Source organism: Rahnella sp. P4_A8 (assembly GCF_056402435.1).
The window spans coordinates 133,891-146,461 of the sequence record NZ_JBFUHK010000002.1 but is presented as its reverse complement, the minus strand read 5'-3'; the positions used below and the strand labels follow the sequence as shown (position 1 = coordinate 146,461).

Sequence of the window (12,571 nt, the reverse complement as noted above, 5' to 3'; positions counted from 1 at the left end):
GGTTGCCTCTGCGTTGGCTTCGTTCATTCACCTCAGTCACTTACTTTTGTAAGCTCCTGAGGATTCATTCTCTCGCCGCCTTGATGCAACTCGAATGATTTTGGATATGTTTATCAATAATTCAGGTACAATTTCGCCGCTTCTTATTTTCACCTTGTTGACATAATGCTCTCACTCAGACACATCCATCATCGACATCTGCATGTTCCGGCCTGGCTCGGGATAGTGGCGATCCTGATGTTGTTTATTGCGCCGGTGATTTCTAAATCGCTGGTGGCTGAGGGTGCGCAGCATATGATGATGTCCGGCATGGTGATGTCCGATATGGACATGGATATGCCGGATGCAGATATGGCTGACATGAATATGTCAGGCCATCACGCCTCATCGATGGAACATTGTCAGAAGCAAACCTGTAAATCAGCGCCGCAGGATGCGGTGAAAGCGATGCTTTCCGGTGAAATGAGCGATGCTGCCTGCGGTTATTGCGTGCTGCTGGTGCATTTACCGATGCTCGATTTACAGGCCATGCCGATGCTGTGGTCGCTGGATTTTTCCAGCCGTGCCCCTCCGCGCGCTGTTATACAACGTCTTATCCCTTCTCTGTTTTTCACGGATTCCCAACCCCGCGCACCGCCTGTTTTTCTGTAACTGCCTCTGAATCAATTTTTTCAAGTTAACTGCGATTGTTATCGCTGTTGACGGCGTGCTATTTGAAATTCAGGAAATCAGATTTATGAATCAACCTGCAAACCTGCCTGCCAGCGCGGGTAAAAAAATGCCTGCACGAGTGGCCTTTCTGGCGTTGCTGCGCCGCGTGCATTTTTACATTGGCCTGTTCGTCGGACCGTTTATTTTTGTCGCGGCACTCACCGGTACGTTGTATGTGCTGACCCCTCAGTTCGAAAATCATCTCTATTCTGATGCGCTCTTCACCTCCTCACACGGTGAACCGCAGCCGCTTTCCCGACAGATTGATGCGGCGCTAAACGTAACCGGCCAGGATAGACAGATTTATGCGGTCAGACCGGCTCCGTCTGCCGGTGAGACCACCCGGGTCATGTTTTCTGATCCGCAACTGGGCGCCTCCAAAAGCCGGGCGATTTTCATCGATCCGGTGACGCTGGCGGTGAAAGGGGACATGACGGTGTACGGCACCAGCGGCATTTTGCCGTTCCGCACCTGGCTGGATGATTTACATCGCGGCTTACTACTCGGTGATGCGGGGCGTATTTACAGCGAACTTGCCGCCTCCTGGTTGTGGGTAGCGGCATTGGGCGGCGTCGTGCTCTGGTTCACTGGCCGCCGTCAACCCCGCCAGTTGCGTAAGGTCAGCGGGAAAGCGGAAAAACAGCAGCACAGCCGCCGCTGGCACAGCTCGCTCGGCCTGTGTTTACTGGCTGGCTTACTGTTCTTCTCCGCTACCGGCCTGACGTGGTCGCAATGGGCGGGTGACAATATCGGTGTGCTGCGCGCGTATATGGGCTGGATGACGCCTGCCGTGAAAACCAGTCTGGATCCGCAGGCGGTCGCTGCACCTGCGGATGAACATGCGGAACATCATGCGCAGATGGCAGACATGCCTGATATGCCGGGAATGGATATGTCTGCGCATAAAATGCCTGCTGTGCCGCAAGCCGTCGCTGTTTCTGCACAGACTTTTGATGCAGTGGTACAGGCGGCGCGTGAGTCTGGCATTGCGGCGAACAAGATTGAAATCCGTCCAACGTATAGTGCGGAGAAAGCCTGGACGGTGACGGAAGTTGATCGCCGCTGGCCGACGCAGGTGGATGCGGTGTCCGTCGATCCCCGTTCAATGCAGATTGTCGATCACGTGCGTTTTGCTGATTTCCCGTTGCTCGCCAAACTCACCCGCTGGGGCGTGGATGCACATATGGGGATTCTGTTCGGCGTCTGGAATCAGGCCATCCTGGTGATTTTTGGTGTCGGACTTTGCGTGATGATTGCCTGGGGATATCGCCTGTGGTGGCTGCGAAGAACTGTCAGCAATGACGGTAGTCATCCGGTTGTTACTCTGCTACAAACCTGGACGTCGGTGCCGTTCAGCCTGCAATGCCCGATTTTGGTGATCACGCTCGGTCTGGCAATTTCATTGCCAGTAATGGGCGCGAGTTTACTTATTTTTATGCTGATCGATGTTATCCGCTGGCAGCGGCGAAATTCTTCGGGTAACGTCAGCGCATTCTGATCAGAGAAGAAAAAAACATGTTGATGGCGGCATCTGGCTCTGTATTGAAGCCTTTTTTACGTGACAGATTTTTGCATCTGTTAATCCTGCTTGGCGTCATTCTGACCCTGTTCCAGCCGGAGAAAATCAGCCGGTTCCCGCAGTTTGTGGACTGGGACACGATCGTCACTTTGCTGGGTTTGCTGATGCTGACCAAGGGCGTTGAGGTCAGCGGTTATTTTGATTTTGTTGGCCGTAAGATGATTAACGCCATCGACAATGAGCGGCGGCTGGCGCTGTTTCTGGTCACTGCGGCGGCGCTGCTGTCCACGTTTATGACCAATGACGTCGCACTGTTCATCGTGATTCCGCTGACGATCACGCTGAAGAAACTGACGTCGTTGCCGGTGACGCGGCTGATTATATTTGAAGCGCTGGCGGTAAATGGCGGTTCGCTGCTTACGCCGATCGGTAATCCGCAAAATATCCTGCTATGGAATAAATCCGGTCAGTCGTTCCTGCATTTTATCGGGCAGATGACACCGCTGGCGCTGATAACCCTGGCTGCATTATTGCTGGTGACCTGGTTTTGTTTTCCGTCGCATAGCCTGAAAAAGATTGAGAACAATCAGGGATACCCTTTCCGCAAGCGTCTGCTGGTAAGCTGCGTCGTCCTTTACGTGGTGTTTATTGCCTGTGTCGATCTGGGGCTGGCGTTGTATGGGTTGCTGGCGGTGATCCTGTGCTTTTTATTGCTGGCGCGGAATGTTCTGCTGCGTATCGACTGGCCGCTGATCCTGGTGTTTATCGTGATGTTTATCGATGTGCGTTTACTGGTCGGGTTGAATGCCCTGCAGCCTGCGTTTACCCACATTCATAGCTTGCCAGATTACGGACATTATCTGCTGAGCATCGGGCTTTCTCAGGTGATCAGCAATGTGCCTGCGACGATCCTGATGATCAACTATTTACCTTCCGGGCCGCTGCTGGCTTATGCCGTCAATGCCGGCGGTTTCGGGCTGGCGATAGGCTCATTGGCCAATCTCATCGCGTTACGCATGGCGAATGACAAAAAGATCTGGCTGCGGTTTCACTATTACTCTTTCCCGTTCCTGCTGTTCAGCGGCATCACGGGCTGGCTATTGCTGACGCTGTTTGTTAAATGACGGGCACCTGCAGCGAAGCCAGACGGTTCACGGCGGCGGTGATTTCAGCGGGGGTTAATGCTGAAAACCCCAGCAGCCAGCCGTCCTGATGTCGTGTCACTACACCGGCGCTGGCGGTAAACAAAGGTGAAAGCCGTGGCGTCTCAACGCCAGCCTGTGCGGCAAGGGCGCTGAAATGCGGTTCCTGCCCGGCAGGCAGACGGGCAGCGAGCTGTAGCCCTCCGGCTGCCACCTGAGGTGTCAGCCATTCAATCTTTTGCTTAATTTGCGCCAGCAGATGATCACGGCGGCTATGGTAAAGCTGACGTGACAAGCGCAGATGTGAAGCGAAATGCCCGGCCTGCATAAATTCCGCCGTGACGGCCTGCATCAGTTGCGAAGAATGGCCGTCATTCACGGTGCGCATCATCACCATTGGCGCCACCAGCGCAGGCGGTAATACGGCATAGGCCAGCCGCAAAGACGGAAATAAAACTTTCGAGAACGTCCCCACATAAATAACCCGCTGATGTTTATCCAGTCCCTGCATGGCCGGAAGCGGTCGCCCGTCGTAATGCAGTTCGCTGTCATAATCATCTTCGATGATCCAGCTGTTGTGACGTTTCGCGTATTCGAGCAGGTGTAAACGGCGTGACAAACTCAGGCTGACACCGGTCGGGTAATGGTGTGATGGTGTCAGGTACATAAGGCGTGGCACGGGTGAATCAGCTTCCGGCGCCATTCCCTGCTCATCCACCGCAATGGCGCAAATGTCGGCTCCGGCACTGGCAAACGCGTTGCGGGCGCCCGGATATCCCGGCTGCTCAACCCAAACCCTATCAGCCGGATCAATCAGCAGCATCGCCAGCAGTTGTAATGCCTGCTGAGAACTGGTGGTGATCAGGATGTGTTCAGCGCTGCAAATGACCCCGCGTGACTGCTGAAGATAGCTGGCCAGCACCTCGCGCAACGGCAAATACCCTTGCGGGTCGCCATATCCCAGCAGACGTTCGCCCTGAGTCCGCAGTTGTCTGGCGCTAATTTGCTTCCAGATTTTCAGCGGGAAGGCGCGCAGATCAGGCGAACCGGCTGCAAAGGCGACGGGCGATTGCGGATCACGACAACCGCCGGTGGCGACAATTTTCTCTCCGCGCGCTGACAATCCCGCCAATCCCGGTGGGATGACTTTACTGTTTCGGGAGGACGGAGCGCGGGGCAGTGACTGGCTGACAAAGGTGCCTTTGCCGGTATGGCGCTGAAGATAACCCTCCGCTTCTGCCTGCGCGTAGGCGGCTTCCACGGTCACCCGTGAGAGTTTCAGATCACAGGCCAGAATGCGGGAAGAGGGCAAGCGTTCTCCGCCAGCCAGCGCGCCGGAATTGATGGCCTGCCGCAACGCAGCACACAGCCGGTCACGCAAACCTGCCGCAGCGCCTGAACCGTTGGTCGCTGTGTTTTCGAAAAGCGTAATCAGTGCAGAGGGCTGAGACAGTGCTGGCATAATGGGTCTTATCATCGGCTTGAAATTGGCATTAATCATAAGACCAAAAACAGCGATGATGGAACTGTTTTCAGCCATATCACTTAATGAGGAAGCGTTTATGCAACAAGAGTCTTATGTTTTGGGATTCGCACCACCGTCACCTGAAATCAGTGCTGCGTATTTGTTGTCGAAACTGAGTTTTTATACTGATGCCGCCGATGTCGCGGCGGATTTACAAAACGGTGTGAGCGCAATTGTGGTTATTGATACCCGTTCTGCTGAACATTATGCACGCGGCCATGTGCCGGGCGCGGTCAGTTTTCCGCATAAACTGATGACAGCAGAAAGCACCCGCGAACTTAGCAAAGACGTGGTGTACGTGACGTATTGCGACGGAATCGGCTGCAACGGTTCAACGCAGGGCGCGTATAAACTGGCGAAACTTGGATTCAGGGTAAAGGAAATGATTGGCGGGCTGGATTTCTGGATCCGCGATCAGCACCCGGTTACGCCAGGTGAAGAACGCGGACAGTATTCACGGGAACAAATGCCGCCAGATTGCGGTTGTTGATAAGGCGTTATTGCAGGATTAAAACAGCAACCACAACAGCAGTACGACCACCACGAACGCGATAAACAACAGCGGCTTGCCGCCCATCGCCTGCATGGACGGCGGCAACATCGCGATAAACGGATTCATGATCGGTTGAGGATCGGTCCGTGTCACGGTGGTGAATGTATCGTCTGTATCATCGGCGCGTGGAGAACGGTCAACCCGCTGGCTGAACAGCACACCAATCAGATCACTGACCTGAACCTGCGTCAGCGGCGTGGAAAGCGTCGCACTGAAACGGTTTTCGGCGTATTCCGTTAGCTGATGAATTTCATGGGTGCTGGCCGGTTGCTTGAGCACGCTCAGCAATGTGGTCAGCGTCGGTGCGGTGGTCTGCTGGCTCAGTGACGCTTTCACCTGCATAAACTGGCTGAGCACCTGAAAATGCTTCGCCGGTATAGGTTCGCCCACTTTCACGCCAACCAGGGTAAACAGTTCCTGCCAGACTTTCACCGGGGCTTCGCCAGTGGCTGCACTGAGGCGGGTGACAAGCTGTTGCAGGCTGTTGTGTTCGGCAGGCAGCAACGGACGATCGGTGACCGGCGTCTGCTGGGGCTGCGGGATATTCATCTGACGGGTCTGGATCAGATCCAGCACCTGTTGCAACTGCGGATGCGTCAGCTGACTCAGTACGGTATGACCGAAATTCTGGCGGATAAAATCGCTCACCGCCTGCCGGTTATTACCCTGCGGCAGCAGCTCAGTCAGTTGCAGCATCAGCTGGCGTGAGGCATGGCTGTCCTGCGCCTGCGAGAGTTTTCCCTGCAACAGCGCTTCGGCCTGCGGGAATTGCTGTGAGGTGATTTCTGCACCGTGAGGCAACGCAAGATCGTGGCGCAAATTGGCCCAGATCTCAGCAGATTTGATTGGCGTGAGTGCCATCAGTTTGACGATCAGTTTTTCCAGCGTGGTGCGCTGTACCGGCGTTAATGGCAGCTCAGTACCTGCTTTAGCCGGAACGGTCTGACCCTGGGGTTGTGTTCTGTTGTCGCCAACCGGCATGCCCGGGCCGCTCAAAGGTTGCATATCACCGTCCTTCGCTGGAAATTTAAAACGTCGCTTAAACTCAATGATAAGTAAAAAGCACGGCGCAGAGCGCGGAAGCGCCTCATCATACCTGCAAAGTGTTTTAATCGACACAGTGAATAGCAGGCTGAGAAAGATTCTTCAGGATATTGTTTCCTAAAACAGCCGCTAAAAACGTCTGGCGGGGCGCGAAAGCAGAAAGTGGAGGGAAGGCGCCACCCTCTTCAGTGAGGATGGCATACGATTGAGAGAATTTATTTTTGTTTCGCGGACGCGCTACGGGTGAACAGCGGCTTTCGCAAACGCTGTGCCAGAATGACCCCGGCAAGCGTGATACCTCCGCCAATCAGATGGTAGCTGTGCAACTGTTCGTGCAGAAACAGTACGGCGATGACCGCAGTGAAAATCGGCGACAGATTCATGAAAATCGACGCTTTATTGGCACCCAAACGGATCACACCCTGGATCCACAAAAATGGCGCAATAATTGACGCCGGGATCCCCGCGAAAAGCACCAGCGGAATATTATGTGCCGTCAGGCTGACATCCTTCGCGAGCAGGAAGTTGGGCAGCAGCAATAAAACGCCGAAAATGATCTGCACATACAACGACTGCCAGTTCGGCAGCGGGATCGCCCAGCGTTTGGTGAGCACGCCATACAGCGCGTAGGAGGCCGAAGCCGCAAACATCATCAGTTCGCCCGTGCCGATGCCGTGTTGCAGCAACTGCGCCGGATCCCCGGCACTGACCAGCCAGACTAAACCGCCGAGGGAAATAATACTGCCCAGCGCCACACCTACTGTCGGGACCACACTGAGCACAAACAGGCCAATCAGCACGGTCAGCAGCGGGATGAGTGAATTCAGGATACCCATAAACAGTGCGCTGACGCTGTGTGCGGCGTAGTAAGCCAGACTCTGATACAGCACCATGCCCAACAGGCCGAGGATCAGCAGTTTCCACCCGTATTGTTTCACCACCTGAAGGTTGCGCAGCATGCCGGGCAGAACGAAAGGCGTCAGCGTCAGCAATGCCAGAAGCCAGCGGTAGAACGAAATGGCGGCAGGATCAATCGCGCTGGCCGAGGCTTTGCTGACAACAGCATTCAGCGACCAGATCAGGACGGCGAGCAGGGGAAAGAGCACATTCATTGAATATTATTCCTGAGTAAATCGTCACGTCAGTGTACGGTTGTCTTATTTGTTATATATAACGATAATCAGACAACTGATCGCGTAATTCAGACAATCCTCGTGTTGCTCACAGACAAAAGGTATTTATGCCCGCGCCCCGTAGTTCTTTGCCCCGATATTACCCGCCGTTACCGGAAAAGATGCCGGTGACCCTGCTTTTTCGCGGGGAAATTGTGGAGGGAAATTCTGAGTATGTTGAGCATTCACATCTGTGGAGCCAGATTATCTGCGTGAAATCCGGCGTTCTTGCCATGCGCGTGGCCGGACAGCGTTATCTGGCCCCGCGTGAATTCGCTATCTGGGTGCCCGCAGGGGTTGAGCATTCAAGCTATAACCGTAAAACCACGCGTTTTTGCGTCATTGATATCGCGCCTGAGCTGGATACCCATCTGCCCGCCGGGCCTTGCCTGCTGACGCCGACGGCCATTTTTAACGCCATTGCTGATGACTGTTTCTCACGGAATATGACCGAGCCGCAGAGTGAAACGGATCTGCGTATGTGCCGCGTTTTATTGGATCAAATCAGTCTGGCACCCCGTCAGAACACTTATTTACCCACATCGGAAAATAAATTACTGGCCCCCGTTCTGAGCGCACTGGAGAAAAACCCGGCGGATAATACGTCGCTGGCGCAATGGGCGAAGCAGGTGTATACCACCGAACGAACATTGTCGCGGCGTTGCCAGCAGGAACTGGGGATGAGTTTTGCCCAATGGCGTCAGCGGTTGCGTTTCCTGCATTCGGTCTCATTGCTGGAGCAGGGGAAAACGGTGCAGGAAGTCGCGCTTGATCTGGGCTACAGCTCGTCTTCGGCATTTATCGCCATGTTCCAGCAGGTTTCCGGCACCACGCCGCAGCGTTTTCGTAACGACAGGTAAACCTGTGCCCTGAAAGTTGGGATCTGGCCCGGTATCGTGGCAAAATCAATGCCCTCTTTATTTTCTATTCTTTCTTTAGGCCATGCTGCCGGAGACAAACGTGAAAATCCTGGTTGATGAAAATATGCCGTATGCCGTCGAGCTTTTTAGCCGGTTGGGGAACGTGCAGGCCGTACCTGGCCGTCCTATCCCGCAAGATGCCCTGAATGATGCCGATGCGTTGATGGTGCGGTCTGTGACCAAAGTGAACGAAAGTTTGCTGGCGGGAAAACCGGTGAAATTTGTGGGTACCGCCACGGCGGGCACCGATCACGTTGATGATGCATGGCTTGCCAGCGCAGGGATTGGTTTCTCGGCCGCGCCCGGCTGTAATGCCATTGCCGTGGTGGAATATGTTTTCTCATCCTTGCTGATCCTTGCTCAGCGCGACGGTTTCCATCTGCGCGATAAAACGGTCGGGATCATTGGTGTCGGTAACGTCGGTTCACGTCTGAATACCCGCCTTGAAGCGCTGGGTGTACGCACGTTATTGTGCGATCCGCCGCGAGCCGATCGGGGTGATGCCGGTGAATTCTGGCCGCTTGAGAAGCTGGTCGCTGAAGCCGATATCCTGACGTTCCATACGCCGCTGAATATGTCCGGCCCTTATGCCACACATCATCTGGTGGATGCGGATTTACTGGCGCGTCTGCCCGCTGACCGGATCCTCATTAACGCCTGTCGTGGTGAGGTGGTGGATAACGCCGCGCTGCTCGACGCACTGAATGGCAGCAAAAAACTGACGGCTGTGCTGGATGTCTGGGAACCGGAACCTGATTTGTCGTTAGCGTTGCTGGATAAAGTTGCTATCGGCACGGCACATATCGCCGGTTACAGCCTGGAAGGGAAAGCACGCGGCACCACACAGGTGTTCGAAGCATTCAGTCAGTTTATCGGTCAGCCACAAACGGTGCCGCCGGAATCATTACTCCCTGCGCCTGAATTTGCCGAAGTGACGCTGAGTGGCGCGCTGAGCGAAGCCAAACTGCTGCGTCTTATTCACTTAGTGTATGATGTGCGCCGCGATGACCGGCCTTTGCGCCGTGTCGCCGGAAAACCGGGCGAATTCGACAAGCTGCGTAAGTTCTATGAAGAACGTCGTGAGTGGTCATCTTTACGGGTGATTTGCGACGATGCGGCGACCGCCGGTGTGTTGAAAAAACTGGGCTTTAACAGCCAGTTAGCCACTGCTTAAAACGGCCTTAAGTTTTTTCGCCGCGAGTGGTGCGATAACACGTTTGCAAACAGGGCGGTGATCATCATCGCCCCTTGTATTTTGTACTTTTATTTTCTGGAGAATACCAACATGTCTGATGGCTGGAATATTGCGCTGCTTGGCGCAACGGGCGCAGTCGGTGATGCGTTACTGGAATTATTGGCTGATCGTCAGTTCCCGGTTGGTGAGCTCTTCCCGCTGGCAAGTGAACGCAGCGCCGGTAAGACCGTGCGTTTTAACGGCAAAAGTCTGCGCGTACAACAGGCATCTGAGTTCGACTGGTCGCAGGTCCAACTGGCGTTCTTTGTTGCGGGTTCTGAGGCTTCTGCCTTGTATGCCGAAGAAGCGGCAAATCAGGGCTGTCTGGTCATCGACAGCAGCGGCCTGTTCTCTCTTGAACACGATATTCCTCTGGTGGTGCCGGGCGTGAACCCTGACGCACTGTCTCATTACCGCAACCGCAATATCGTGGCCGTGGCCGACAGCCTGACCAGCCAACTGCTGACCGCCATCAAACCACTGACCGAACAGGCCGGTTTGTCGCGTCTGCATGTCACTTCTTTGCTTTCCGTTTCTGCGCTGGGCAAAGCCGCGGTTGACGATCTGGCCGGGCAAAGCGCCCGTCTGCTGAACGGCATTCCGGCAGAAGAAGGCATTTTCAGCAAACAACTGGCGTTTAACCTGTTACCGCTGGTCAGTGATGAAGAGGGCAGTGTGCGTCAGGAACGCCGTCTGGTGGATCAGGTTCGCAAAGTGTTGCAGGACGATGGGCTGCCGATTTCTGTCAGTTGCGTGCAGTCGCCGGTGTTTTACGGTCACGCGCAGGTGGTTCATATGGAAGGTTTGCGTCCGCTGTCAGCGGAAGAAGCGCGCGCTGAACTCGAACGCATTGATGATATTAATCTGAGCGATGAAGATGATTTCCCGACGCAGGTCAGCGATGCGTCCGGTAATGCCAATCTGAGCATCGGTTGTATCCGTAATGACTACGGCATTCCTGAGTTACTGCAATTCTGGTCAGTGGCTGACAACGTCCGTTTTGGCGGCGCACTGATGGCGGTGGAAACCGCAGAGAAGCTGATTAACGAGTACTGGTACTGATTATGTCCGATGAAGTGATCGCTGACGTCAGCACCGCACCGGTTGCCGGACGTGTGGCGTTAGGCATTGAATATGACGGCAGTGCCTATTTTGGCTGGCAGCGTCAGCAGGGCGTCGCCAGCGTGCAGGAGTGTCTGGAAAAAGCACTGAGCCGTGTGGCCAATGCACCGATCGTCGTGTTTTGCGCCGGGCGTACAGACGCAGGCGTCAGCGCAACGGGGCAGGTGGTGCATTTCGACACGCCGGTGCTGCGCAAAGACGCGGCGTGGACGATGGGGGTGAATACCCATTTGCCCAAAGATATCGCTGTGCGCTGGTGTGCGAATGTGGGCGAGGATTTTCATGCCCGTTTCAGCGCCACCGCCCGCCGGTATCGATACGTTATTTATAACAACCGTTACCGTTCAGCGATTTTGCATGCCGGCGTGACCCATGTTCACATGCCGCTCGACGTCGAAAAAATGCAGCTTGCCGGTCAGGCGTTGCTGGGTGAGAACGATTTCACGTCTTTTCGTGCATCACAGTGCCAGTCGCGTACGCCGTGGCGTTATGTGATGCATGTGAATGTGAGCCGTCACGGCAGCTATGTGGTGGTCGATATCAAGGCTAATGCGTTTGTTCATCACATGGTGCGCAACATCGTGGGTAGCCTGGTGGAAATCGGTGCCGGTAATCAGCCTGTTGGCTGGATGGGGGAGCTACTGGCAGCGAAAGATCGCAATCTTGCGGCAGCTACGGGCAAGCCTGAAGGGTTATATCTGGTCTGCGTGGATTACCCTGAGAAATTTGCGCTGCCTCAGGTGAATATGGGACCCCTGTTCCTCGAAGATTAAGGAACGGATCAAGCGATTGTTTAAATGGGCTGTTAAACCGGAAAGAGGTGGAAAATCAAATGGGTTTTATTCACTTTGTCATTGATTTTATTTTGCATATTGATGTGCATTTAGCGGAGCTGGTTGCGCAGTATGGCATCTGGGTTTACGGCATTTTATTCCTGATTTTGTTCTGCGAAACCGGTCTGGTGGTGACACCTTTCCTGCCGGGTGACTCATTATTGTTCGTAGCAGGTGCGCTGGCGGCGTTGCCGGGCAACGACATGAACGTTCATCTGATGGCGTTCCTGATGGCGATTGCGGCGATACTCGGCGATGCGGTGAACTACACTATCGGACGGGTCTTTGGTGAACGTCTGTTCAGTAATCCTGATTCAAAGATTTTCCGTCGCAGTTATTTGGACAAGACGCATAAGTTTTACGAGAAACATGGCGGCAAAACGATTATTCTTGCGCGCTTCGTGCCGATCGTCCGCACGTTTGCACCGTTTGTGGCCGGTATGGGGCATATGTCTTACCGCCATTTCGCTGCGTATAACGTGATTGGTGCACTGGTTTGGGTGCTGTTATTTACCTATGCTGGCTACCTTTTCGGCGATCTGCCGATTGTTCAGGAAAATCTGAAATTACTGATCGTGGCAATCATTGTGGTTTCCATCCTGCCGGGTGTGATTGAAATCTGGCGGCACAAACGCGCAGCGGCCAAAGAAAAGCGTCAACAGGATTAATTCCGTACGTTTTTTACGCAAGCGCTTTAAAATTTAAGGCATTAAACCTGAGGGTAGGACCAGTTTTTTATCCACAGTGTCTGGCCGTTATGGTTTAATGAGCGACAATTTATGGTCTGTTCCTGCGA

Annotated in this window: 12 protein-coding genes; 9 read left to right on the top strand and 3 right to left on the bottom strand. The window is 54.2% G+C overall.

Annotation, left to right across the window (positions count from 1 at the left end; all coding sequences use genetic code 11):
- The first annotated feature begins 165 nt into the window (after nt 1-165).
- The 3 genes from AC1DUO_RS01755 (at nt 166) to AC1DUO_RS01745 (ending at nt 3,354) form a co-directional block, all read left to right on the top strand.
- Nucleotides 166-651, top strand: coding sequence for a DUF2946 domain-containing protein (locus AC1DUO_RS01755; RefSeq protein ID WP_013574546.1), 486 nt, complete (start codon nt 166-168; stop codon nt 649-651).
- 85 nt (nt 652-736) lie between these two features.
- Entirely contained in the window at nt 737-2,209 is a 1,473-nt protein-coding gene (locus AC1DUO_RS01750) for a PepSY-associated TM helix domain-containing protein (RefSeq protein ID WP_443567071.1), read from the top strand.
- A 17-nt stretch (nt 2,210-2,226) separates the two neighbouring features.
- Entirely contained in the window at nt 2,227-3,354 is a 1,128-nt protein-coding gene (locus AC1DUO_RS01745) for an SLC13 family permease (RefSeq protein ID WP_455268816.1), read from the top strand.
- Here AC1DUO_RS01745 and pdxR read toward each other — a convergent pair.
- Nucleotides 3,347-4,834 (bottom strand): MocR-like pyridoxine biosynthesis transcription factor PdxR, encoded by a 1,488-nt coding sequence (pdxR, locus tag AC1DUO_RS01740; RefSeq protein WP_232829670.1) that lies wholly within the window; start codon nt 4,832-4,834, stop codon nt 3,347-3,349. The two genes, AC1DUO_RS01745 and pdxR, sit on opposite strands and share 8 nt — an antisense overlap.
- Before the next feature lie 100 nt (nt 4,835-4,934).
- Between pdxR and AC1DUO_RS01735 the strand changes: the two genes are divergently transcribed.
- Nucleotides 4,935-5,387, top strand: coding sequence for a rhodanese-like domain-containing protein (locus AC1DUO_RS01735; RefSeq protein WP_013574550.1), 453 nt, complete (start codon nt 4,935-4,937; stop codon nt 5,385-5,387).
- An 18-nt stretch (nt 5,388-5,405) separates the two neighbouring features.
- Here AC1DUO_RS01735 and flk read toward each other — a convergent pair whose 3' ends face one another.
- Together flk and AC1DUO_RS01725 are read right to left on the bottom strand one after the other, a co-directional pair.
- Nucleotides 5,406-6,455 (bottom strand): flagella biosynthesis regulator Flk, encoded by a 1,050-nt coding sequence (flk, locus tag AC1DUO_RS01730; RefSeq protein WP_013574551.1) that lies wholly within the window; start codon nt 6,453-6,455, stop codon nt 5,406-5,408.
- 254 nt (nt 6,456-6,709) lie between these two features.
- The gene (locus tag AC1DUO_RS01725; RefSeq protein WP_013574552.1) at nt 6,710-7,606 is read right to left on the bottom strand and encodes a DMT family transporter; all 897 of its coding nucleotides are present in this window, start codon (nt 7,604-7,606) and stop codon (nt 6,710-6,712) included.
- 128 nt (nt 7,607-7,734) lie between these two features.
- Between AC1DUO_RS01725 and AC1DUO_RS01720 the strand changes: the two genes are divergently transcribed.
- The 5 genes from AC1DUO_RS01720 (at nt 7,735) to AC1DUO_RS01700 (ending at nt 12,443) form a co-directional block, all read left to right on the top strand.
- Entirely contained in the window at nt 7,735-8,526 is a 792-nt protein-coding gene (locus tag AC1DUO_RS01720) for an AraC family transcriptional regulator (protein ID WP_454843188.1), read from the top strand.
- A 100-nt stretch (nt 8,527-8,626) separates the two neighbouring features.
- Nucleotides 8,627-9,760 carry a 4-phosphoerythronate dehydrogenase PdxB gene (gene pdxB / locus AC1DUO_RS01715; protein WP_112151215.1) on the top strand — a complete coding sequence of 378 codons (1,134 nt, stop codon included), beginning with the start codon at nt 8,627-8,629 and terminating at the stop codon, nt 9,758-9,760.
- A gap of 111 nt (nt 9,761-9,871) precedes the next feature.
- Complete coding sequence (locus AC1DUO_RS01710; RefSeq protein WP_013574555.1) at nt 9,872-10,882, top strand: aspartate-semialdehyde dehydrogenase; 1,011 nt, start codon at nt 9,872-9,874, stop codon at nt 10,880-10,882.
- 2 nt (nt 10,883-10,884) lie between these two features.
- Nucleotides 10,885-11,715: a tRNA pseudouridine(38-40) synthase TruA gene (truA, locus tag AC1DUO_RS01705; protein WP_013574556.1), complete on the top strand. Its 831-nt coding sequence runs from the start codon at nt 10,885-10,887 to the stop codon at nt 11,713-11,715.
- Nucleotides 11,716-11,774: 59 nt separating this feature from the next.
- The gene (locus AC1DUO_RS01700) at nt 11,775-12,443 is read left to right on the top strand and encodes a DedA family protein (protein ID WP_013574557.1); all 669 of its coding nucleotides are present in this window, start codon (nt 11,775-11,777) and stop codon (nt 12,441-12,443) included.
- The last annotated feature ends 128 nt before the right edge of the window (nt 12,444-12,571 follow it).

What these genes read in the sequence shown, in the direction of transcription:
- AC1DUO_RS01755 (WP_013574546.1), top strand. Translation starts at nt 166, where the DNA reads ATGCTCTCACTCAGACACATCCATCATCGACATCTGCATGTTCCGGCC.
- AC1DUO_RS01750 (WP_443567071.1), top strand. Translation starts at nt 737, where the DNA reads ATGAATCAACCTGCAAACCTGCCTGCCAGCGCGGGTAAAAAAATGCCT.
- AC1DUO_RS01745 (WP_455268816.1), top strand. Translation starts at nt 2,227, where the DNA reads ATGTTGATGGCGGCATCTGGCTCTGTATTGAAGCCTTTTTTACGTGAC.
- pdxR (WP_232829670.1), bottom strand. Translation starts at nt 4,834, where the DNA reads ATGCCAGCACTGTCTCAGCCCTCTGCACTGATTACGCTTTTCGAAAAC.
- AC1DUO_RS01735 (WP_013574550.1), top strand. Translation starts at nt 4,935, where the DNA reads ATGCAACAAGAGTCTTATGTTTTGGGATTCGCACCACCGTCACCTGAA.
- flk (WP_013574551.1), bottom strand. Translation starts at nt 6,455, where the DNA reads ATGCAACCTTTGAGCGGCCCGGGCATGCCGGTTGGCGACAACAGAACA.
- AC1DUO_RS01725 (WP_013574552.1), bottom strand. Translation starts at nt 7,606, where the DNA reads ATGAATGTGCTCTTTCCCCTGCTCGCCGTCCTGATCTGGTCGCTGAAT.
- AC1DUO_RS01720 (WP_454843188.1), top strand. Translation starts at nt 7,735, where the DNA reads ATGCCCGCGCCCCGTAGTTCTTTGCCCCGATATTACCCGCCGTTACCG.
- AC1DUO_RS01710 (WP_013574555.1), top strand. Translation starts at nt 9,872, where the DNA reads ATGTCTGATGGCTGGAATATTGCGCTGCTTGGCGCAACGGGCGCAGTC.
- truA (WP_013574556.1), top strand. Translation starts at nt 10,885, where the DNA reads ATGTCCGATGAAGTGATCGCTGACGTCAGCACCGCACCGGTTGCCGGA.
- AC1DUO_RS01700 (WP_013574557.1), top strand. Translation starts at nt 11,775, where the DNA reads ATGGGTTTTATTCACTTTGTCATTGATTTTATTTTGCATATTGATGTG.